The 21,464-nt window shown below is 72.4% G+C and carries 20 protein-coding genes, 3 tRNA genes and 1 pseudogene; 14 read left to right on the top strand and 10 right to left on the bottom strand.

Annotation, left to right across the window (positions count from 1 at the left end; translation table 11 throughout):
* A pseudogene (locus tag AB0K37_RS00740) lies at positions 1-418 on the top strand (stress protein); the annotation flags it as partial.
* Here AB0K37_RS00740 and AB0K37_RS00735 read toward each other — a convergent pair.
* Both AB0K37_RS00735 and AB0K37_RS00730 read right to left on the bottom strand, forming a co-directional pair.
* Complete coding sequence (locus AB0K37_RS00735) at positions 419-886, bottom strand: hypothetical protein (protein ID WP_363972642.1); 468 nt, start codon at positions 884-886, stop codon at positions 419-421.
* Positions 887-901: 15 nt separating this feature from the next.
* Positions 902-1,690, bottom strand: a complete 789-nt coding sequence (locus AB0K37_RS00730; protein WP_363972639.1) for a metalloregulator ArsR/SmtB family transcription factor — start codon at positions 1,688-1,690, stop codon at positions 902-904.
* 198 nt (positions 1,691-1,888) lie between these two features.
* Between AB0K37_RS00730 and AB0K37_RS00725 the strand changes: the two genes are divergently transcribed.
* Positions 1,889-3,373, top strand: a complete 1,485-nt coding sequence (locus AB0K37_RS00725) for a glycoside hydrolase family 71 protein (protein ID WP_363972636.1) — start codon at positions 1,889-1,891, stop codon at positions 3,371-3,373.
* Between the two features lie 410 nt (positions 3,374-3,783).
* Here the strand turns inward: AB0K37_RS00725 and AB0K37_RS00720 are convergent.
* The 3 genes from AB0K37_RS00720 to AB0K37_RS00710 form a co-directional block, all read right to left on the bottom strand.
* A tRNA-Val gene (locus AB0K37_RS00720) sits at positions 3,784-3,855 on the bottom strand.
* Positions 3,856-3,886: 31 nt separating this feature from the next.
* Positions 3,887-3,957: transfer RNA gene (locus AB0K37_RS00715), tRNA-Cys, on the bottom strand.
* Between the two features lie 40 nt (positions 3,958-3,997).
* Positions 3,998-4,069 (bottom strand) — tRNA-Gly (locus tag AB0K37_RS00710).
* A 127-nt stretch (positions 4,070-4,196) separates the two neighbouring features.
* On the opposite strand from AB0K37_RS00710, the gene AB0K37_RS00705 reads away from it, so the two are divergent.
* The 9 genes from AB0K37_RS00705 (at position 4,197) to AB0K37_RS00665 (ending at position 15,015) form a co-directional block, all read left to right on the top strand.
* The gene (locus tag AB0K37_RS00705; protein ID WP_363972633.1) at positions 4,197-4,901 is read left to right on the top strand and encodes a helix-turn-helix domain-containing protein; all 705 of its coding nucleotides are present in this window, start codon (positions 4,197-4,199) and stop codon (positions 4,899-4,901) included.
* Positions 4,898-5,914, top strand: a complete 1,017-nt coding sequence (locus AB0K37_RS00700; RefSeq protein ID WP_363972630.1) for a chorismate-binding protein — start codon at positions 4,898-4,900, stop codon at positions 5,912-5,914. The genes AB0K37_RS00705 and AB0K37_RS00700 overlap by 4 nt, the downstream gene beginning before the upstream one ends.
* Positions 5,865-6,701 (top strand): aminodeoxychorismate lyase, encoded by an 837-nt coding sequence (locus AB0K37_RS00695; RefSeq protein ID WP_363972627.1) that lies wholly within the window; start codon positions 5,865-5,867, stop codon positions 6,699-6,701. Before AB0K37_RS00700 ends, AB0K37_RS00695 begins: the two co-directional genes overlap by 50 nt.
* A gap of 80 nt (positions 6,702-6,781) precedes the next feature.
* A complete protein-coding gene (locus tag AB0K37_RS00690; protein WP_363972624.1) occupies positions 6,782-8,206 on the top strand; it encodes an extracellular solute-binding protein in 1,425 nt (474 codons plus the stop codon).
* A complete protein-coding gene (locus AB0K37_RS00685) occupies positions 8,178-9,161 on the top strand; it encodes a sugar ABC transporter permease (RefSeq protein WP_363972621.1) in 984 nt (327 codons plus the stop codon). The genes AB0K37_RS00690 and AB0K37_RS00685 overlap by 29 nt, the downstream gene beginning before the upstream one ends.
* A complete protein-coding gene (locus AB0K37_RS00680) occupies positions 9,158-9,985 on the top strand; it encodes a carbohydrate ABC transporter permease (RefSeq protein WP_363972619.1) in 828 nt (275 codons plus the stop codon). Before AB0K37_RS00685 ends, AB0K37_RS00680 begins: the two co-directional genes overlap by 4 nt.
* Positions 9,985-11,139 carry an ABC transporter ATP-binding protein gene (locus AB0K37_RS00675; RefSeq protein WP_363972616.1) on the top strand — a complete coding sequence of 385 codons (1,155 nt, stop codon included), beginning with the start codon at positions 9,985-9,987 and terminating at the stop codon, positions 11,137-11,139. Before AB0K37_RS00680 ends, AB0K37_RS00675 begins: the two co-directional genes overlap by 1 nt.
* The gene (locus AB0K37_RS00670) at positions 11,108-12,304 is read left to right on the top strand and encodes a CehA/McbA family metallohydrolase (RefSeq protein ID WP_363972613.1); all 1,197 of its coding nucleotides are present in this window, start codon (positions 11,108-11,110) and stop codon (positions 12,302-12,304) included. The genes AB0K37_RS00675 and AB0K37_RS00670 overlap by 32 nt, the downstream gene beginning before the upstream one ends.
* On the top strand, positions 12,295-15,015 hold the full coding sequence (locus tag AB0K37_RS00665) for an alpha-mannosidase (protein ID WP_363972610.1): 2,721 nt from the start codon (positions 12,295-12,297) through the stop codon (positions 15,013-15,015). The genes AB0K37_RS00670 and AB0K37_RS00665 overlap by 10 nt, the downstream gene beginning before the upstream one ends.
* On the opposite strand, the gene ppgK is transcribed toward AB0K37_RS00665, so the two are convergent.
* Genes ppgK through AB0K37_RS00650 form a run of 3 tightly spaced genes read right to left on the bottom strand, consistent with a single transcriptional unit; the run spans position 15,012 to position 16,916 of the window.
* Positions 15,012-15,824 (bottom strand): polyphosphate--glucose phosphotransferase, encoded by an 813-nt coding sequence (gene ppgK / locus AB0K37_RS00660; RefSeq protein WP_363972607.1) that lies wholly within the window; start codon positions 15,822-15,824, stop codon positions 15,012-15,014. The two genes, AB0K37_RS00665 and ppgK, sit on opposite strands and share 4 nt — an antisense overlap.
* A gap of 28 nt (positions 15,825-15,852) precedes the next feature.
* Positions 15,853-16,173, bottom strand: a complete 321-nt coding sequence (locus AB0K37_RS00655) for a multidrug efflux SMR transporter (RefSeq protein ID WP_363972604.1) — start codon at positions 16,171-16,173, stop codon at positions 15,853-15,855.
* The gene (locus AB0K37_RS00650) at positions 16,173-16,916 is read right to left on the bottom strand and encodes an SDR family oxidoreductase (protein WP_363972601.1); all 744 of its coding nucleotides are present in this window, start codon (positions 16,914-16,916) and stop codon (positions 16,173-16,175) included. The genes AB0K37_RS00655 and AB0K37_RS00650 overlap by 1 nt, the downstream gene beginning before the upstream one ends.
* 103 nt (positions 16,917-17,019) lie before the next feature.
* Between AB0K37_RS00650 and AB0K37_RS00645 the strand changes: the two genes are divergently transcribed.
* Positions 17,020-17,631 carry a helix-turn-helix domain-containing protein gene (locus AB0K37_RS00645; RefSeq protein WP_363972598.1) on the top strand — a complete coding sequence of 204 codons (612 nt, stop codon included), beginning with the start codon at positions 17,020-17,022 and terminating at the stop codon, positions 17,629-17,631.
* 112 nt (positions 17,632-17,743) lie between these two features.
* Here the strand turns inward: AB0K37_RS00645 and AB0K37_RS00640 are convergent, their stop codons facing one another.
* The gene (locus tag AB0K37_RS00640) at positions 17,744-18,334 is read right to left on the bottom strand and encodes a TetR family transcriptional regulator (protein ID WP_363972595.1); all 591 of its coding nucleotides are present in this window, start codon (positions 18,332-18,334) and stop codon (positions 17,744-17,746) included.
* A gap of 96 nt (positions 18,335-18,430) precedes the next feature.
* Here AB0K37_RS00640 and AB0K37_RS00635 point away from each other — a divergent pair, with 96 nt between their 5' ends.
* Both AB0K37_RS00635 and sthA read left to right on the top strand, forming a co-directional pair.
* A complete protein-coding gene (locus tag AB0K37_RS00635; protein ID WP_363972592.1) occupies positions 18,431-19,303 on the top strand; it encodes an SDR family NAD(P)-dependent oxidoreductase in 873 nt (290 codons plus the stop codon).
* Between the two features lie 63 nt (positions 19,304-19,366).
* Positions 19,367-20,770, top strand: coding sequence for a Si-specific NAD(P)(+) transhydrogenase (gene sthA / locus AB0K37_RS00630; protein ID WP_363972589.1), 1,404 nt, complete (start codon positions 19,367-19,369; stop codon positions 20,768-20,770).
* On the opposite strand, the gene AB0K37_RS00625 is transcribed toward sthA, so the two are convergent.
* The gene (locus tag AB0K37_RS00625) at positions 20,767-21,180 is read right to left on the bottom strand and encodes an SsgA family sporulation/cell division regulator (RefSeq protein ID WP_345180665.1); all 414 of its coding nucleotides are present in this window, start codon (positions 21,178-21,180) and stop codon (positions 20,767-20,769) included. The genes sthA and AB0K37_RS00625 overlap by 4 nt on opposite strands.
* Positions 21,181-21,464 lie beyond the last annotated feature (284 nt).

Genomic DNA, 21,464 nt, shown 5'->3' with positions numbered 1-21,464 from the left:
GGCCGCCGAACGCCTCCGCCGCCTCCTCGACCTGGTCGACCTGCGCCGCATCGGCGGCGACGACGGGCCGGCCGCGGGGCCGCCGCTGCGCCTGGTCGTCGTCATGGACGCCGGCGCCGCGCTCGACGGCGAGGAGGCCCACCACCTCCTGCGCCTGGTCGAGGACGGCCCCCTGGTCGGGGTCCCGGTGCTCCTGGTCGAGACCGACACGCCCGCGGCGGAGTCGGTGCGCACCATGCGCGTCCGGCAGTCCTGCAACGACCTGCCCTCCAGCGAGGGCTCCATCGGCGACTCGTGGGTGGGCGCGGAATGGACGCTCACCCCCGACGTCCTCCCGGACACGGTGGGAGGCTCCCGGGCTCCCGCCCTGTTCGCCCACGTCCTCGGCGTCCACGCCCGCGCGGGCACGGCGCCGTAGTCACGGCGTCAGGGCAAGGATCTGCCGTGTGTGGCCGGGCAGCTCCGTCTCGGCGAGACCGCCGAGCAGATCGCGCAGAGGAACGGGCTGATCGACCAGCAGGTCGCCGTTGGACACGAGCCGGGTCGGCACCGGGGTGTCGAGTTCGGCGCCGTCGAGTATCGGCCCGAGCGTGCAGAGAGCGTCCGCCTGGGAAGCGATGCGGTCCCGGAGCCCTGCGCCGCCGCCGGCCTGCGCGATGACGCGCTCGATGGTCCAGGGCTCCTGGGCCATGCGGTTGTCGTAGGTCGCGATCGTGGCCGACGCGACGGCGGAGACGGCGCTGATCGTGACGGCGCTGATGATGCTGACGTGCGCCAGGATCTGCTCGACGTTCCATTCGCCCGGCGGTGGAACGGCATCGGAGCCGGCCGCCGCGGCGGCGTCCAGCAGGGCACGGTAGGCGTCCCGCAGCGGAGCGGTGTCCATGGTGTCCTCCTCTGCTCAGGCCTGCGTACCGGCCATCTCCCACGGCACCTGCGGGAGGACGTCGCCGGTCTCCAGCAGCGACTTGAGGTTGGCCACGACGGCCGGCCACCCCTGCGAGATGCCGTTGAGCATCTCCTCGTTGGGGAGGTTCTCGTGGGTCACGGTGAGCCGGACGATGTCGTGGTGCGGCTCGACGAGGAAGGTGACGACCGACGCGTCCCTGGGCGGCTCGACGCCAGGGGAGTCCTCGAAGGTGATGGCCAGGCGCGTCGGCGGTTCGGCCACCAGCACCCGGCCGACGCCGTCGACCACCCCTGACCCGTCGGAGCGCCGGTGCTCCCAGGGCGAGCCCGGCTGCCAGTCCGAGATGTTGGCGTGCCCCCAGTACCGCGCCGTCAGGTCCGCGTCGGTCAGGGCGCGCCACACCTGCTCGGCGCTCGCTCGGATGTAGGTGACATAGACATAGGTCGGGACGGTCGTCGGTTCGCCGGTCATGGCGTACTCCTCTGCCTGGGCCTTGATGGCGCTGAGCACTTGCAGGCGGGGCCTGTCGAACTCGGAGATCCAGCGTTCCTCGATCTCGTGGATCGGCGCCGGGTTGAGGTAGTGGACCCGCTCCCGCCCCCGCCTGACGACGGTCACGAGCCCGGCCCCCACCAGGATGTCGAGATGCTGCGTCGCCGACTGCCGCGCCATGTCCAGCCGTTCGCACAGCTCACGCAGCGTCTGCCCGTTCTGCTCCCGCAACCGGTCGAGCAGAAGGCGCCGCGTGGGATCGGCCAACGCCTTGAAGACCGAATCCATCCCTCCCGAATTCACACGCTCATTATGCAGGCATCTACCTGCCTAACGTCAAGCAAGGAGGTGCTGGCCGTCCCGCCCGCTCCGACCGGTCGGGGCGACCGCCGTGCCGCGATGGCTCGCCTCGACACCGCCCGTCCTTGAGACCGATTGGAGTGATCTTGAGATGGCGGCGCGGGTGGTGCAGTACGGTGCGGCCCCATGAAGATCACCTTTTCGCGGGCCGCAGGGGTCCTGCTGCTGGGCGGGGTCCTGGCGGCCGGGTGCGGGTGGACCGCGCGGGAGCCGGTGCCGGTCGAGGGCGTGGCCGAGGCGAGCACCACCAAGGCCCTGCCGTTCGACCTGCCCGCCACCGCGACCCTCCGCGCTTCCAAGCAGAAGGTGTTCGCGCACTACTTCACCCCGTATCCGGTCTCGCTGGACAACAAGGCGCCCGAGACGGACTACTACGCCCGCAACTACCTGAGTCCGGCCGGTGAGGGCGGGATCCATCAGGCCTACGGGGGGCTGCTGCGCGACCGTCCGGCGCCCCGCGCGTCGATCAGCGGCGACTACCAGCTGGAGGACATGAAGCGCGAGGTCCGCACGGCCGTCGCGGCCGGCCTGGACGGCTTCACGGTCGACCTGCTCAACCTCTCGGCCACCAGTCCGCACCGCAAGCGGGTGGAACTGCTCGTCAAGGCGGCCGAGCAGGTCGACCCGGGCTTCAGGATCGTCCTGATGCCCGACATGACCGCCACCCAGATCAAGGGCCTGGACGCGGCGGGCCTCGCCGCCGAGCTGGCGGGCCTCGCCAAGTCGCCGGCGGTCTACAGGCTGCCCGACGGGCGCGTGGTCGTCTCGCCGTTCAAGGCCGAGAACCGCACCGCCGACTGGTACGCGGCGCTGAGCACCGCCATGACGGGCCTCGGCGCCAAGCCCGCGCTCGTCCCGGTGTTCCTCAACTTCGGCGCCAACTACAAGAACTACGCCTCGGTCAGCTACGGCTTCTCCAACTGGGGCAACCGGAGCCCGAACCTCCAGGGCGGCATCGGCGGCAACATCAGCGCCTCGCACGGCCTCGGCAAGATCTGGATGCAGCCGGTCGCCGTCCAGGACGAAAGGCCCAACCAGGGCATCTACGACGAGGCCAACAACACCGAGAACCTCCGGACCACCTGGCAGAACGCCATCGACGGCGGCGCCGACTGGGTCCAGCTCACCACGTGGAACGACTTCTCCGAGGGCACCCAGTTCGCGCCCTCCCCGCACAATGACGGCGCGTACCTGGACCTGGCGTCCTACTACCTGACCCGCCTCAAGACCGGGAAGTGGCCGGTCATCGCGCGCGACACGGTCTACCTGACCCACCGCACTCAGGCCGCGTCCCTCAAGCCGACCTCGGGCGGCCAGACGAAGTTCATGGTGCCGCGCTCCGGCACCGCGACCCCGCGCGACAAGGTGGAGGTCCTCACCTTCCTCACCGCCGCCGCTCAGGTCCGGGCCACCATCGGAGGAACGGCGAGCACCTACGACGCGGCGGCCGGCGTCCAGGCGCGCTTGTTCCCCCTGGCGAACGGCACCAACACCGCGTCAGTGACCCGCAACAGCGCCACAACCGCCACAGTCACCTCCCCCTTCACCGTGACCGCGACCCCACCGGTACAGGACCTCCAGTACCACGCCGTAAGCAGCGGCCGCCCCTGACCCGGAACGCCGCAACGCCGCTCCTGGACCCGAGTTCCAGGAGCGGCGGCGTTCGCGGGAAGGCGACAAGGCACGGCGGATGACGGGTCGCGGTCTCAGGGACCCAGGTGAGCCAGCGAGGAAAGCGCGCACGGTGATGGGGGGACCCAGCCGCCAAAAGGGTGTTCGCCGAAGCCGACCGCGAGCCTCAAGGTGCGCACGAAACCCCGGCCCGCACGCAGGGGGAGTGGGGGCCGGAGTCCCGACTCGGGGGTCTGGGGGTCGCCCCCCGGGAAAGCATTGCGGGCCACCGGGAGGGCGCTAAGGCGCCGACCATGGTGGCCCGACTCGGGGGTCTGGGGGTCGCCCCCAGGAAAGCATTGCGGGCCACCGGGAGGGCGCCAAAGCGCCGACCACGATGACCCGACTCGTGGGCGATACTGGGATTGAACCAGTGGCCTCTACCGTGTCAAGGTAGCGCTCTCCCACTGAGCTAATCGCCCGGGTCCGTGTCCTCCGGAGAGGTACGGGTTGAGGTGGAGACGGGATTTGAACCCGTGTACACGGCTTTGCAGGCCGTTGCCTCGCCTCTCGGCCACTCCACCAGAAGGAGACCTTCTGGTCATAGCCTGAAAGGCCCCTCAGAGCGGAAGACGGGATTTGAACCCGCGACCCTCACCTTGGCAAGGTGATGCTCTACCCCTGAGCCACTTCCGCTTGCGCCCTGCGGCGACGGGGAAAACATTAGCGCGTCCGGGGCGGTGACGCGAACCGGATTGCGGGGCGGGGCGGGGCGCGGATGCTTCGGCGCTGGTCGAAGGGTGGGTCGCCTAGGCTCGGTGGCATGGGCTCAGAACAGGTCGTGGGTGTGGACTTCGCGCCGGTGGCGGCTCTGCTGGCGGACCGGGCGCGGGCCGCGATGCTGACGGCGCTGCTGGACGGGCGTCCGCTCGCGGCGGGGGAGCTGGCGAGGACGGCGGGGGTGAGCGCCCAGACGGCGAGCGCGCACCTGTCGCGTCTGCTGGACGGCGGGTTCGTGACGGTCGTGAAGCAGGGGCGGCACCGGTACTACCGGTTGCGGGGCAGTGATGTGGCCCAGGTGATCGAGGCGCTGTCGCGGATCAGCCCGCCGGTGCGGGTGAACAGCCTGCGGCAGTCGCGGGAGGCGCGGCGCCTGCACGATGCGCGGACGTGTTACGACCATCTCGCCGGCATGGCCGGGGTGACGTTGTTCGCGGCGCTGGTGGACGGCGGCCTGATCGAGGCGGCGGACGGCGACGCCTACGAGGTGACGGAGAAGGGCGAGGAGCGTCTTGAGGCGCTGGGCCTGGATCTGGCGGCACTGCGGAGGGCGCGGCGGAGGTTCGCGTGGCACTGCCTCGACTGGACGGAGCGGCGGCCGCACCTGAACGGGGCGCTGGGGCAGGCGCTGACCAGCCGGATGATCGAGCTGGGCTGGTTCGAGCGGGGCAGGACGCGGCGGGCGCTGGTCGTGACGGATGCCGGGCTGGCGGGCCTGGCGGATTCGTTCGGGTGCGTGCTGGGGTGAGCTTCGCCTATGCCGGGGGCCTGCTGGCGACCGGGCTCGCGGATGTGACCTCCGACCTCGGGGCGCTGGATTCGCGCGGCTGGTGGGCGGTCGTGGTGACCTATGAGGGGAAGGTCACATGCGCCCGGTTCGAGACGGTCAGGCCCGCGCCGCATCCGGGGGGCCCGTGGCTCGGCCCGGGGGAGTGGACGAGTTCGCTGGACGAGGCCGCCTACGTCGCGGGCGTCGAGCGCATCCGCGGCGCGATCGCGGACGGTGTGGTCTACCAGGCGAATCTCTGCCGCGTGCTCTCCGCGGAGCTGCCCGGTGGCGCCGGCATCGCCGGGCTGGGGGCGAGGCTCGCGGGGCGCCATCCCGCGCCCCACGCGATGACGCTGGAGCTGCCGGGCCTGGAGGTGGCGTCGGCCTCGCCGGAGTTGTACCTGCGGCGGGACGGGCGGGTGGTCGAGTCGCGTCCGATCAAGGGGACGGGCCGGACGGCGGACGACCTGCTGCCCAAGGACCGCGCCGAGAACGTGATGATCGTCGACCTGGTCCGCAACGACCTCGGGCGGGTGGCGGAGACCGGGTCGGTGAGCGTGCCGGAGCTGTGCGCGCTGGAGGAGCATCCGGGGCTCGTCCATCTGGTGTCGGCCGTCCGGGCGCGGCTGGCGGGGGGCGGCTGGCCGGAGCTGATCGCCGCGACGTTTCCTCCCGGTTCGGTGACGGGCGCGCCGAAGTCGAGCGCGTTGCGGCTGCTGGAAGAGCTCGAACCCGTCCCCCGGGGGCCGTACTGTGGGGCCGTCGGCTGGGTGGACGCGGACTCCCGGCGCGGCGCCCTCGCCGTGGGCATCCGGACGTTCTGGGCGCAGGACGGCCTGCTGCGGTTCGGCACCGGCGCCGGCATCACGTGGGGGTCCGATCCGCTTCGCGAGTGGCGCGAGACCGAGCTGAAGGCGGCTCGGCTATTGGAGGTGGCTTCCGGTGACGGAGCAGGCCAGGATCTGGCTGAACGGGGAACTGCTCGACCCTGAGCGGGCGACGGTGTCGGTCTTCGACCACGGCATGCTCGTCGGGGACGGGATCTTCGAGACCGTGAAGGCGACGAACGGGGAGCCGTTCGCGCTGACCCGGCATCTGCGGCGGCTGGCCCGTTCGGCGGCCGGCCTCGGCCTGCCGGAGCCCGACCACGACGCCCTGGCGCAGGGCACGCTGGAGGTGCTCGCGGCCGCGCCGAAGTGGCCGCTGGCGCGGATCCGCATCACCTACACCAGCGGCCCGGGCCCGCTCGGCTCCGCGCGCGGCGACGAGGGCCCGACCGTGTCGATCATCGTCGGCCTGCAGGACCCGTTCCCGGCGACGGCGGACGTGACGGTCGTGCCGTGGCCGCGCAACGAGCGGGGCGCCCTGTCCGGCCTCAAGACCACCTCCTACGCGGAGAACGCCCTGGCGCTGGCCTACGCCAAGGAGCGCGGCGGCGGCGAGGCGATCTTCGGCAACACCGCCGGGAACCTGTGCGAGGGGACGGGCAGCAACATCTTCGTCGTCCTCGGCGGGCGCCTCGTCACTCCGCCGCTGGCGTCGGGCTGCCTGGCCGGGGTGACGCGCGCGCTCACGCTGGAGTGGTGCGGCGGCGAGGAGGAGGACGTCGCGCTGGAGGACCTGTACCGCGCGGACGAGGCGTTCCTGACCTCCACGACCCGCGACGTCCAGCCGATCCGGGCGGTGGACGGGACGGTCCTCCCGGCGGCCCCGGGCCCGATCACGGCGAAGGCCATGGAGGCGTTCGCGGCACGGTCCGCCGAGCTGATGGACCCCTGAACCAGAAAAACGATCTCCGGCTCTTTACGTGATCGAATTCTTCGTTCACGTTATGTGGTGACGCTTGTAGGAGGTCACCCATGGTCTTCTCCAGCAGGGGCTTCTCCAGGAGGCGGATCGGCGCGGCGGCCGCGCTCGCGATGGCGGGCGCGGCGCTCGCCGGGTGCGGCGGCGGATCCTCGACGGACCCCGACCGGGGCAAGGACGCCAAGAGCTTCTCCCTGACGATCACCCGCAACGCCATCGAGGGCGGCAAGAACACCGAAGAGGCCGTGTGGATCACCAGAACGGTGATCCCGAAGTTCGTCGCGGCGCAGAAGGCCAAGGGCGTCACGGCGAAGGTGACGTTCCGCGGCCAGGGCGTGGACGACGAGGTGTACAAGACCAAGCTGGCGCTCGACCTGAAGTCGCGCTCCGGTGCCGACATCATGGACATCGACGGCATCTGGGTCGGTGAGTTCGCGCAGGCCGGCTACATCCTGCCGCTCTCGAAGGCGGTCGGCGCCCCCGCCGGCGCCTGGGACGGCTGGTCCCGGATCCCCGGGTCGGTCCAGCGGCTGGCGACGTTCGAGGACGAGAGGTACGGGATCCCGCCCGGGACCGACGGCCGCCTCATCTTCTTCAACAAGAAGCTGTTCGCGCGGGCCGGGCTGCCCGCCGACTGGCAGCCGAAGAGCTGGCAGGAGATCGTCGCGGCGGGGCGGGCCCTGAAGAAGGTCCCCGGCGTGACCCCGATCCAGCTCAACGCGGGCACCGCGATGGGCGAGGCCACCAGCATGCAGGGGACGCTCCCGCTGCTGGCCGGGGCGGGCGCCGAGATCTGGGCGGACGGCAGATGGACGGGCGGCGGCCAGGCGCTCAAGCAGGTCCTCGGCCTGTACGCGCAGGTCTACGGCCGCGAGGGCCTCGGCGACCCGAAGCTCCAGCAGGAGGCCAAGGGGCGCGACAAGTCGTTCGAGGAGTTCGCCGCCGGCAAGATCGGGATCCTGTTCGAGGGCGACTACTTCTGGCGGGACGTCCTCAACCCGAAGACCGGCGTGGCGAGGATGGCCACCCGCGACCAGGACGTCGGCTACGCGCTGATCCCCGCCGTCTCCCAGGGCCGCGGCGTGCGCGGGCAGTCGTTCGTGAGCATGTCGGGCGGCTCGGTGACCGTCCTCAACCCCAACACGAAGTACCCGCAGCAGGCCTTCGAGCTGCTGGCCTTCATGAACTCGCCGGAGATGGTCAAGGCGCGGACGGCCGGCACCCCCGAGATCACGTCCCGGACGGACGTGAACAAGGAGATCCTCGCGGGCGACCCGTTCCTGACGTTCGTGTCGGAGAAGGTGCTGCCCGTCACGTCCTACCGTCCCGGGCTCTCGGCCTATCCGCAGGTGTCGACGGCCTTGCAGGAGGCGACGGCGAGCGTGGTGTCGGGGAGGAGCCCGGACCAGGCCGCCGCCGAGTACGCCAAGAAGCTGGAGGGGATCGTCGGTGGCGCCTCCCACGTCGCCCCGCGCTGACGTCGCGTCCCCGGCCGCGTCCTCCGAGGGCGACGCGGCCGGGCTGGGGCGGGGACGCGCCGCCGCCTTCGTCGCGCCCGCGCTGGTCCTGGTCGCGGTGTTCCTGGTGTTCCCCGCGCTCTGGACGCTCTACCTGGGCACGACCGACTACCGGCTCACGGGCATCGCCGCCAGCGAGCCGCGGTTCGTCGGGACCGGCAACTACCGGACGGTGCTCGGCGACGGGGACTTCCACCGGTCGCTGTGGCTGACGCTCCAGTTCGTCCTGGGATCGGCGGTGGTCGGGCAGACCGTGCTCGGCTTCTCGATCGCGTGGGTGATGCGCGACCGTGCGGGCCCGGTCAGGCGGCTGGTCGAGGGCCTGGTGCTGCTGGCCTGGATCCTGCCGTCCTCGGTCATCGCGTTCCTGTGGATCGCGCTGCTCGACCGCGACGGCGGGACCCTGAACGCCGTGCTCGGCACCCCGGGCACGGCGTGGCTGCTCGACCATCCGATGGCGTGCGTCGTCGTGTTCAACGTCTGGCGCGGCACGGCGTTCTCGATGATGCTCTACGGAGCGGCGATCGGGAACGTTCCACCATCCCACCTGGAGACGGCTCGGCTCGCGGGCGCCTCCACGTGGCAGACGCTCCGCGACGCGGTGCTCCCGCGCATCAGGGGCCACCTGCTGACGAGCCTGCTGCTGGTCAGCCTGTGGACGTTCAACGACTTCACCCCCTTCCTGATCACCGCGGGCGGCCCGGACGGGCGCTCGGAGATCATGTCGGTGTACGTGTACCGGACGGCGCTCGGGGACGGCCGGCTCGGGTTCGGCGCCGCCATCTCGCTGATCATGATCCTGGTCAACCTGGTGATCGCGCTGGTCTACCTGCGGGCGCTGCGCGACCGCGGCCGCGCCCGCTCGGCGGAGGCGGGCGCGGCGGAGGCGGGCGCGGCGGAGGGGGCGGCCGCGTGAACGGCACGGTGCGCGAGCTGCTGCGCCGGATCGGGCTGGCGGTGTTCGTCTCGGCCGTCCTCGGGTTCTTCGCGCTGCCGCTGCTCTGGCTGGCCTTCGCGCCCTTCGACGCGAACCCGGGCATCTCGGCCTCGCTGCCCGAGTTCACCCTGCACAACTTCCGGGTCCTGCTGGACAACCCCTACGCGCTCGCGTCGCTGCGCAACTCGGTGCTGCTGGCCGCCGGGACGGCCGCGCTGGTCGTCACGACCGCGTCGCTGGCCGCCTACGCGCTGAGCCGGGTCCGGGTCCCGGGCCGGGACCTGCTGCTGTACGTCCTGCTCCTGCTGTCGTCGATCATCACCGGGACGGCCGCGATGGTGCCGGTGTTCCTGCTGGCCTTCAACCTGCACCTGATCGACTCGCGGCTCGGCGTGGTCCTGGTGCTGACCGGCGGGCTGCTGCCGGCGGCGATCTTCCTGCTGAAGGACTTCACCGACGCGACGCCCACGTCCTACGAGGAGGCCGCGCGGGTGTTCGGCGCCTCCCCGCTCCAGGTGCTGCGGCACGTGGTCGTCCCGGTCATCCGCCCCGGGCTCGCCACCGTGACGGTCTGGACGGTCGCGCAGGTGTGGGGCGACTTCCTCATGCCGTTCCTGCTCCTGCGGAACCCGGACAAGGCCCCCGCCTCCGTGATCATGTACACGTTCTACACCGAGGGCGGCCAGCCGGACCTGCCGCTGATCTCCACGTTCTCGCTGCTGTACTCCCTGCCGGTCGTGCTCATGTACCTGTTCGTCAGCCGCCGGTACGGGTTCCGCTTCCACGGAGGGATCAAGCGCTGATGGGGTCCATCACGATCCGGCGGCTGACGAAGGTGTACCCGGGCGGTGTGCGGGCCCTGGACGCGCTCGACCTCGACGTCGCCGCGGGCGAGTTCTTCGCGCTGCTCGGCCCGTCCGGCTGCGGGAAGACGACGCTGCTGCGCACGGTCGCCGGCCTGGAGGCGGCCACCGGCGGGACGATCCGCCTCGGCGACGAGGACGTGACGCGGCTCCAGCCGGGGCGGCGCGATGTCGGCATGGTGTTCCAGGACTACGCGCTGTTCCCGCACATGACCGTCATGGACAACATCGCCTACCCGCTGCGCGTCAGGAAGCAGAGCCGCGCCGTCCGGTACTCGCGGGCGGCCGAGGCCGCCCGCGAGCTCGGCCTGCAGGGGCTGGAGCGGCGGCGTCCCGGGGAGCTGTCGGGCGGCCAGCAGCAGCGGGTCGCGCTGGCCCGCGCCGTGGTGGCCGACCCGAGGGTCCTCCTGCTGGACGAGCCGCTGTCCAACCTGGACGCGCGGCTCCGCCTGGAGGCCCGCACGTTCCTGAAGAGGTTCCAGCAGCGCCTCGCGTTCACGTCGGTGTTCGTCACGCACGACCAGGCGGAGGCCCTGGCGCTCGCCGACCGGATCGCGGTCATGGAGTCGGGGCGGATCCGGCAGATCGGCACGCCCGCGGAGGTGTTCGGGCGCCCGGCGAACCTGTTCACGGCCTCGTTCATCGGCTCGACGCCGATGAACCTGCTGCCCGGCACGGTCCGCGGCGGGGCCGTCGCGGTCGGCGGAACCGAGCTCCCCGTCCCGGAGGAGGCGCGCGGCCTCGTGCTGGACGGGCAGGAGGTCGTCTGCGGGGTACGTCCCGAGTACATGGAGTTCAGCGCCGAACCGGTGGACGGGGCGTTCGCCGGGAGGGTGTCGGTCGTGGAGAACCTCGGCGCGTCCTCCCTCGTGACCCTGGACGTCGGCGGCGAGACGGTGCGAGTCGTCGTGGGGGAGGGCCGCGAAACCCGGCTCTCCGCCGAAGGGTGGGCGTCGCCGCGTCCGGGGCGCGTCCTGCTCTACCGCGACGGCGAGCTGGTGACGGGCGGCGGCGACCGGGCCGGACGGCCGGCGGTGCCCCTGACCGAGGACGGAGGAGCGGATGACCGTGCACAGCGGACGGTGGACTCTTGAAGACCGTCTGGAGCAGGGGCTGCGCGAACTCCCTTTCGAGGTCCCGCGGGGCACGGCGTCCGTCACGGTGGAGCTTTCCTTCGACGGCGGCGTGATCGACCTTGGCTGCCATGGGCCGGGCGGATTCCGCGGCTGGTCCGGCGGGGCGCGCCGCCGGTTCACGATAGGCGCCGACTGGGCAACGCCCGGGTACCTCCCCGGCGAGCCGGAACCGGGCCTTTGGCACGTCTGGCTCGGGCTGCATCGGATTCCTCCGGACGGCGTCCCGTACGAGGTCACCGTCACCACCTCTGGGCAGAGCCCGAGGCGGCCGGACGAATCTCCGCCCCCACGCCCGGAACGTCCGTCCCGCCCGGAACTCCCCGCCCCGGAGGGGATGCGCTGGCTCGCCGGTGACCTGCACTCCCACACCGTCCACAGCGACGGCACGCTCACCGTCCACGAACTGGCGTGCCTCGCGGCCTCCCGCGGCCTGGACTACCTCGCGGTGACCGACCACAACACCGTCAGCCACCACGCCGAGCTGCCCGCCGCCGGCGCGCACGCCGGGATCCTGCTGCTGCCCGGCCAGGAGGTCACCACCGACCTCGGCCACGCGAACGTCTTCGGCGACACCGGCTGGATCGATTTCCGCGGGCCGAGCGCCGACTGGGCCGCCTCCGCCGCCGCGCGCGGCGGGCTCATGTCGATCAACCACCCGCTCAGCGGCGACTGCGCCTGGCGCCGGCCGCTGCCCGCCGAGCACCGGCCCCGCTTCGTCGAGATGTGGCATTCGTCCTGGTGGGACCGCCGCTGGGGCGCCCCTCTGGCCTGGGCGCAGGAGTGGCGGCCGCAGAGCGTCGTCCCGCTCGGCGGCAGCGACTTCCACGATCCGGCGCAGGAGAAGAGCCTCGGCGAGCCCGTGACCTGGGTCCTCGCCGAGGGAACGGACGTCCTGGGCGGGCTCGCGGCGGGCCGGACGGCCGTGTCCGCCGGCCTGGACGCGCCGGTGCTGCTGCGCGTCGCCGGAGAGCTCGTCGCCCTCGGCGCGGACGGGACCGTGCTGGTCGCCCCGGACGGGCGGCGGACCGCCGTCCGGGGCGACCGCGTCCGGATGCCGGCCGGCGGGGCGGGCATGCACCGACTGGAGACCCATGAGAACGAGGTGATCGCACTGTGCGGGTAGAAGGCCGGACCGAGGGCTCGCAGATCGTCGTCGTGCCCCACACCCACTGGGACCGCGAGTGGTACCTGCCGTTCCAGCGCTTCCGGCTCCGCCTGGTGTCGCTGCTGGACGGCGTCATCGAAGGGATGGAGGCCGACCCGCGCTGGCACTTCACGCTGGACGGGCAGATGGCCGCCGTCGACGACTACCTGGAGATCCGCCCCGAACGGCGCGAGCGGCTGGCCGCGCTCGTCCGTGAGGGCCGGCTGGCCGTGGGGCCCTGGCAGATCCTGCACGACGAGTTCCTGTGCTCGGGGGAGAACATCGTCCGCAACCTGGAGCTCGGGCTGCGGCGCGCGGAGGAGCTGGGCGCCGCGATGATGGTCGGCTACCTGCCCGACCAGTTCGGGCACTGCGCCCAGACACCGCAGATCCTCAAGCTCGCGGGGATCGAGCACGCCTGCGTGTGGCGCGGCGTCCCGGACCGGGTCCGCACCCGCGCGTTCGCCTGGGAGGCGCCGGACGGCACCGCGATCCGCACCCAGTACCTCCCCGAGGGCGGCTACGGAAACGCCGCGTCGATGTTCGAGGAGTTCGAGGACGGCGCGTCCCTGCTGCCCGGCCGCGTCGCCGGGTTCGCGGAGGCGATGGGCCGCTGGTACCCGGGCGGCGGGCCGCTCCTGGCCATGTACGGGGCCGACCACACCGCGCCCGCCCCCGACCTCGCCGACCGGGTCGCCTCCGCCGGGCTCCCGATGCGGCTCGACACGCTCGCCGGGTACTTCGCGGGCGAGAAGGCGTCCGTGGACGGCCTGCCGCACGTCCGGGGCGAGCTGCGGTCGCACGCCCGCGCCAACATCCTGCCGGGCGTGCTGTCGGCCCGCGTCCGGCTCAAGCAGCTGATGGGACGCGCCGAGCGGGTCGTGGAGCGGTACGCCGAACCGCTGACGGCCCTCTGGTACACCGGCGACGCCCAGCGGTTCCTCGACCTGGCGTGGCGGCGCCTCATCGAGGTGAGCTGCCACGACTCGGTCACCGGATGCGGCAGCGACGAGACCGCCGAGCAGGTCGCGGCCCGCATGGCGGAGGCCGAGCAGCTCGGCCGCGCTGTCTGCGACCTGGTCACCGCCGAGCGCGCCGCGACCGTTCCGCTCGGCTCGCACCTGGTGTTCAACCCGACCCCCGCTCCGCGGACCGGCCTCGTCACCCTGGACATCCCGTGCGAAGGGGAACCCGGGCTGGTGACGGGGGACGGGCGGCCGGTCCCCGTCCAGACGCTCGACGTCGCGCCCACCGTCCTGGACGACGCCGTCCACCCGGCCTCCGAACTGCCGGTACTTCTGGAGCGGGTGTACGGGCGGGTCCTGTTCGGGCAGGAGATCCGCGACTGGACGGTGTCCCGGGAGGACCGCACGCTCACCTTCCACGTGACCGCCCGCGCCGACGTCCCGTTCGACATCGGCGAGGTGCGGGACGCCCTGCGCGACGCGGACGGGGACTGGCGCGTCCGGATCCTGGCCGATCCGCGCCGCACGGTCGCCGCGCTGGTCGACGCGCCCGCCCTGGGGCTCACCGCCGTCCGGCCCGTCGCGCCGGGCGGCGCCGAGGAAGGGCCGGTGAGGGCCGAGGGGAACGTCCTGGACAACGGGCTGCTGCGCGCCGAGGTCCGGGAGGACGGCACGCTCCAGCTGCGCACCCCGTCCGGCCACGTCGTCGAAGGGGCCGGCCGCGTCGTGGACGGCGGCGACCTCGGCGACTCCTACAACTACGCGCCGCCCGCCGAGGACCGCCTGATCGGCGACCCCCTGGCAGTGGACGTCCGGCCCGTGTGGGACGGGCCGCTCGTCGCCGCGCTCGACATCGTCCGGAGCTACCGGTGGCCCGCCTCCGGAGACGTCTCCCGCGACGCCCGGTCCGACGCCGAAGAGGACGTGACCGTCACCACCCGCGCGGAACTGCGCGCCGGCGAGCCCTTCCTGCGGCTGCGCGTCGCGTTCGACAACCGGTGCGACGACCACCGCGTCCGGCTGCACATGTCGCTGCCGCGCCAGGCCGGCTCGTCCTTCGCCGAGGGGCAGTTCGCGATCGTCGAGCGCGGGCCCTCGGCGGAGGGCGGCTTCGGGGAGCGGCCGGTGCCGACGTTCCCCGCGTCCGGGTTCGTCGCCGCGGGCGGCCTTGCCGTCCTGCTGGAGCACGTCACCGAGTACGAGGTGCTCGGCGGACGGGAGCTGGCGCTCACTCTGCTGCGCTCGATCGGCTACCTGTCGCGGGACCGCAACGCCTACCGCGACCAGCCCGCCGGGCCGCAGCTTCCCACGCCGCGGGCCCAGTGCCGGGGCGAGCGCGCGGTCGGCTTCGCGATCATGCCGTACTCCGGGGAGGCGCCCGGAACCGATGTCCTGGAGGCCGCGGAGGCATACCGCCATGACCTGCTCACCGCCGCCGGTTACGGACGGGCGGCCACACCCCTCCCGGCCGCCCGGGCGGGCCTCTCGATCACGGGCGACGGCGTGGCGATGACCTCCCTCCGCCTCCGCGACGGCTGGACCGAGACCCGGATGGTCGCCCAGTGCGCGCGTCCCACCACGGCCGTCCTGCGGGGCGATTTCACCGAGGCGACCCGCGTCGACCTGCGCGGACGCCCCGGCATCCCGCTCGACGTGCACGACGGGACGGCCACGCTGTCACTGCGCCCCTGGGAGATCGCGACCGTCCGCTTCCGGACGCCCTAACGCGCGGCCTCCAGGGCGCCCGCCGACTTCGCCGCTCCGTGGTGAGCGGCCTCGGCCGCTGCGTCATGAGCGGCCTCGGCCGCCATCGCCGCCCCCACGATGCCCGCGTTGTTCACCAGCCGTGCCGGGACGATCTCCGCCCGGACACCCTTGATCAGCGGAAGGAAGTGCTCGGACTTCTTGCTCACCCCGCCCCCCACGATGATCAGCGAGGGGGAGATCAGCGCCTCCAGGTGGGCCATGTACACGCTCAGCCGCTTCGCCCACTTCTTCCAGCTGAGGTCCTCCTCCTCCCGCGCCCTCGCCGCCGCGCGGACCTCGGCGTCCTCGCCGTCGATCTGGAGGTGGCCGAACTCGGTGTTCGGGACGAGGACGCCGTCGGTGAACAGCGCGCTGCCGATCCCCGTCCCCAGCGTGAGCACGACGACCGTCCCGCGCCGCCCGCGTCCCGCGCCGAGCCGCATCTCCGCGATCCCCGCCGCGTCCGCGTCGTTGAGCAGCGTGATCTCCCGTCCGGTCGCGTCCGCGATCAGCGCTCGCGCCTCCAGCCCGATCCACCGCCCGGACACGTTCGCCGCCGACATCGTCACGCCGTCGACCACCACGCCGGGATAGGTGACCCCGACCGGGCCGTCCCACCCGAAATGCTCCACGACCTGCGCGAGCACCTTCGCGACCGCCTTGGGCTTCGACGGCTGCGGCGTGTCCACCCGGAACCGCTCCCGGGTGAACGTCCCGTCCGACAGGTCGACCGGCGCGCCCTTGATCCCCGACCCGCCGATGTCGATCCCCAGCATCTCCCTCGCCATGCCCCCACTCTGCCCGATCTCCGCCCCGCTAAGAGCCCTCCAGCATCTGCAGGCCGACCACGCCCACGACGATCAGGCCGAGGAACGCCAGCCGGGCCGGCGACGCGCTCTCGCCGAACGCGACCATGCCGACCAGCGCGACGCCGAGCGCCCCCAGGCCGACGAACACCGCGTACGCCGTCCCGACCGGCAGGGTCCGCAGCGACAGCGACAGCACCACGACGCTGAGGAGCGCGACCGACAGGCCGATGACGGTCGGCCAGAGCTTCGTCAGGCCGTCCGACTGCTTCAGCGCCGTCGCCCACACCAGCTCCGTCAACCCCGCGATCAGCAGGAAGATCCAGGCCATCAGGCTGCGTACCCCCCGTCCACGGCGATCGCCGCACCCGTGACATAGTCCCCGCCCGGGCCCGCCAGATGCGCGACCATCGCGGCGATCTCCTCGGCGCGCCCGTACCGGCCGAGGGCCGTGAACCCGCGCTCGAACTCGGCGTCGGGGGAGTCGGCGGGGTTCATCTCGGTGTCGGTCGAGCCCGGCTGCACCACGTTCGCGGTGATCCCGCGCGGCCCGAGATCGCGGGCCAGGCCCCGGGTGAGGCCGGTGAGCGCCGACTTGCTCATGGCGTACAGCGTCCACCCGGCGTAGGGGACGCGCTCGGCGAGGCTGCTGCCGATGTTGATGACCCGCCCGCCCGGCCCGAGATGCCGGGACGCCGCCTGCGCCGCGACGAAGGCCGCCCGGACGTGGATCGCCAGGGTCCGGTCGAGCTCGGCGGCCGACACGTCCTCAAGCGGCCCGTAGGGCGCGATCCCGGCGTTGTTGACCAGGATGTCGAGCCGGCCCAGTTCCGCCGCCGCCCGGTCGACGGCCGCGACGACGGCCGCGGGGTCGGCCGCGTCGGCGGCGATCGCCAGCCCGCGCCCGCCCGCCGCCTCGATGTCGCGGACGACGCCGCGGGCCCGTTCCGGGGCCCGCACGTAGGTCACCGCGACGTCGGCGCCGTGCCGCGCCAGCCGCCGCGCGATCGCCGCCCCGATGCCGCGCCCGCCGCCCGTCACCAGCGCGGCCCGTCCCGTCAGATCCGCCGTCATCTCAACTCCCTAACCGGAGAAAGTTCCACTTAGCGGAGCTTAACCGGAGAGTATTCCGGATACAAACCGGTTAGGCTGGTGTGCCGTGCCGAGAGGGGGCTGGATGCGGGAGCTGCCCGTGGTGGGGCGGCCGCCCGCCGAGCGCGCGGACGCGACGCACAACCGCCGCCGCATCCTGCGCGCGGCCGCGGAGATGATCGCGACCCGCGGGCCCGAGGCCGTCTCGATGGACGAGGTCGCGCGGGCCGCCGGGGTCGGCGTCGGCACCGTGTACCGCCGGTTCGGGGACCGGGCCAGGCTCGTCTACGCCGTGATCGACGACCGCGAGCGCGACTTCCAGGCCGCGTTCATCCAGGGCCCTCCGCCGCTCGGCCCGGGCGCGGCCCCCGCCGAGCGCGTCCGCGCCTTCCTGCACGCCCTGGCCGACCGCACCGAGGCCCAGGCGGACCTGCTGCTGATGGCCGAGGCCGACCCGCCCGAGGCCCGCTTCCGCGAGGGCTCCTACAGGCTCTACCACCGGCATCTGGCGATGCTGCTCCGCGAGGTCCGCCCCGACGCCGACGCCGCCTACCTGGCCGACGCCCTTCTCGCCCCCCTCGCCGCGAACCTGTTCCTCTACCAGCGCCGGACGCGCGGCATGCCCCTCGACCGCATCAAGGCCGGCCTGGACGCGCTCGCCGGAGACCTCACCGCCCCCCGGGAGCGACCGGGCTGATCATTCACCGCCGTTCCGGCAAGGGCGCCTGGAACCGGTGATCGTGAAGGCGAAGCCCCGCCGCGCCGGCCGGCATTCGGCAGGCCGTGACCGGGGCCGGGATGAGGTCGTCTCAGAGACGCGGCGCCAGCAGGATGAACGCCTGGTCGATGAGGGCCGCGCGGTCGGCGGTGCCGTCCGAGCGCACCCACTCGCGGGCGGCCGCGTCCAGGGCGGCGCCGGCGGCGGCGGTGAGCAGGTCGGCGGTGAAGGTGTCGAGCGGGGCGCCGGGTCTTTCCCTCAGAGCGGCGCTGATCCGATCCCGTAGCTCGTCGCGTTTCTGGTGCAGGCGTGCCCGCAGCGCCGGGGTCGTCTCGATGAGGCGCATGCCGGTCAGGTCGCGCTGCGCGGCGTGGATGCGCGGCTCCCAGTCGCGCAGCACGGCGTGCAGGCACGCCCAGGCATCGCCGTCGCAGGGCCGCGACCGGATGTCGTCGGCGACGCGTTCGGCGAGGTCGTCGACGTCGCCGAACAGGACGTCCTCCTTGGTCGGGAAGTAGCGGAAGAAGCTGCGCTTGGACAGGCCGGCCGCAGCGGCGATGTCCTCGACCGTGGTCCGCTCGTACCCGCGTTCGATGAACAGTCCCAGCGCGAGCTCGGCGAGTTCGGCGCGCACCGCGCGCCGTGTCCGCTCCCGCAGCCCCATCGTCTCCGCACGTGTCATGCACCGAGGATAGGTTATGGCACTTAGAGTTGTGTCTGGCACTCGGTGACATATTCTGTCCTCCGTCGGCGACGGCCGGCGGGAGAGGAGAAGACGATGCACGGCAAGACCGTCCTGGTGACCGGAAGCACAGCGGGGATCGGCCGGGAGACCGCCCGGCGGCTGGCCATGCTCGGCGCCGAAGTGGTCCTCGTCGGGAGGGACCCCGACCGCGCGAGGACCGCCGCCGACGCGATCTCGCGGGAGGCCGCCGGCGAAGCCACGGCGCTGACCGCGGACCTGTCGGACCTGGCCGGCCTGCGGCGCCTCGCCGATCAGGTCACCGAGCGGTACGACCGGCTCGACGTCCTGGTCAACAACGCCGGGGGCATGAACGCCGAACGGCGGCTCACGCGGGACGGCGTCGAGGCCACGTTCGCCGTCAACGTCCTCGCCCCGTACGCCCTCACCTGCCTGCTCCTGCCGGCGCTGCGCGCGGCGGGCGCGGCGCGCGTGGTCAACCTGACCGGCGGCATGCCCGGCGGGACGATCGATCCCGGCAACCTGCAAGGGGAGAAGAAGTACCTCGGGTGGAGGTTCGCGCACTACAACCACGCCAAGACGGCCCTGATGGCGATGAGTCACCGGTTCGCCTCCCATCTGGAGGACGAGGAGGTGACCGTCAACGTGGCCTACCCCGGCCACGCCTACACCCCCGGGAACCAGGCCACCCCCATGCGCGCGTTCCCCTACCTCTACCGGCCCGCCGCCCCGCTGATCAGGCTGCTGGGGCCGCTGCTGCTGTCGGACATGACCAAGGCCTCGCGTTCCAGCGTCCACCTGGCGTCCCGCCCGGAGATGGAGGGCGTCACCGGCGCGTATGTCGACGCCAAGGCGCGCCGCGCGGCCTGGCCGTCAGGGGCGCTCGACGCGCGGGGGCAGCAGGCGGTGTGGTCGGCGTGCGAACGCCTCAGCGGGCTGAGGCCGTAGGGGCCGGGGGAATCGTTCCCTGAAGCCCTTATCGGACGGGCGGCCAGACGTCACACTGGCGGAGTGAGCGACTTCGATCTCCTCGTCCTCGGCTCGGGACCCGGCGGGCAGCGCGCGGCCATCGCCGCCGCCAAGCTCGGCCGCAGGGTCGGCATCGTCGACCGCCGCGACATGATGGGCGGCGTCTGCATCAACACCGGAACGATCCCGTCCAAGACGCTCCGCGAGGCCGTCCTCTACCTGACCGGCCTCAACCAGCGGGAGCTGTACGGGCAGAGCTACCGGGTCAAGGACGAGATCACCGTCGCCGACCTCGGGATGCGCACCCGGCACGTCATCGGCCGCGAGACCGACGTCGTCCGCAGCCAGCTCGCCCGCAACCGCGTCACCGTGCTGCCCGGCACCGGCCGCTTCCTGGAACCCGACACGATCGCCGTCAGCGGGGCCGGCGACCGCGAGCAGAAGCTCACCGCCGACCGCATCGTCATCGCGACGGGCACCCGTCCCGCCCGGCCCGAGACCGTCGACTTCGACGACCGGACGATCATCGACTCCGACGGCATCATCCACATGGACCGCATCCCCGAGACCATGGTCGTCGTCGGCGCCGGCGTGATCGGCATCGAGTACGCCTCCATGTTCGCCGCGCTCGGCACCAAGGTCACCGTCGTCGAGCGGCGCGAGCGCATGCTCGACTTCTGCGACCTGGAGATCGTCGAGGCGCTCAAGTACCACCTGCGCGACCTGGCCGTCACCTTCCGGTTCCGCGAGAGCGTCGCGTCCGTCGAGCGGATGGCGCACGGCGCGATCACCGTCCTGGAGAGCGGCAAGCGGATCCCCGCCGACACCGTCATGTACTCCGCCGGACGCCACGGCATGACCGGCGACCTGTGCCTGGAGGCCGCGGGCCTCGCCGCCGACCACCGCGGCCGGATCAAGGTCGACGAGCACTACCGCACCGAGGTCCCGCACATCTACGCGGTCGGGGACGTGATCGGGTTCCCGTCCCTCGCGGCCACCTCGATGGAGCAGGGCCGCCTCGCCGCCCACCACGCCTGCGACGAGCCCGTCTCGCAGATCCACGAGACCCAGCCCATCGGCATCTACACCATCCCCGAGATCAGCTTCGTCGGCCGCACCGAGGACGCCCTGACCGAGGCCAAGGTCCCCTTCGAGGTGGGCGTGTCCCGCTACCGCGAACTGGCCCGCGGCCAGATCATCGGGGACTCCTACGGGATGCTGAAACTCCTCGTCTCACCGGAGGACCGGCGCCTCCTCGGCGTCCACGTCTTCGGCACCGGCGCCACCGAGCTCGTCCACATCGGCCAGACGGTCATGGGCTGCGGCGGCACGATCGACTACCTGGTCAACGCCGTCTTCAACTACCCCACCCTCGCCGAGTCCTACAAGGTCGCCGCCCTGGACGCGATGAACAAGATGCGCCACATCGCGCGCCTGTCCGGCTAGGACGGCCAGAGCAGGTTCTCCAGCTCGGCGTCGATGTCGATGAACTCGCTCTCCTCGCCGGCGGGCACCGCCTGGTACGTCCGGTGGAGGAAGTCGGCGAGAGGGGAGAGCGGCACCTCGAACAGCGCGTCCCCGAACGGGGAGGACAGCGCGATGTTGAGCGTGCCGTCGTCCTCGCCGGGCCAGACCTCAACGTCGCCGTTCCCGACCTTGCGCACGATGCCGACGGTGAGCAGCTCCCGAGCGAAGATCCACTCGACCGGCTCGTCGTCGCCCACGTAGAAGGCCATCCGGATCGCGTACGGGTCGTCGGCCGCGTACTCCAGCCCGGCCAGCAGAGGGACGGTCGTGCGGTCGGGGACGACGAGACGAAGGCCCAGCTCTGCTGAGACGGTGGTACTGCTGTTCATGGCCATTCCCTCTTACGTCGGTCCCGCTGGCTCACGGGGTGCCTCGGTGGCGGTGCTCCTTCCCACCGACATCCCCGCGATCTATGACGCCTAACTGCCTGAACTCGGCCGAACATTCCGGCGTCCCCGGCGTTTGTGATCCATCTCACCCTAGCAAAACCCGCGTCTGACCTGGGCAAAAGCGGATCATTCGCAAGTTTCCTTCGCGCCGTCCCGCCTGCCCCACGGCCCGATCCACCCACCTTCGCGGGCTCCCGAGCGCCCATCCGCTGGCTTAGAGTAAA

Origin of the sequence: Actinomadura sp. NPDC049753, from assembly GCF_040674655.1 — a bacterium.
Classification (GTDB): Bacteria; Actinomycetota; Actinomycetes; order Streptosporangiales; family Streptosporangiaceae; genus Spirillospora; species Spirillospora verrucosospora.
Note: the sequence above shows the minus strand (reverse complement) of the source record. Positions and strands in the feature narration are given on the sequence as shown.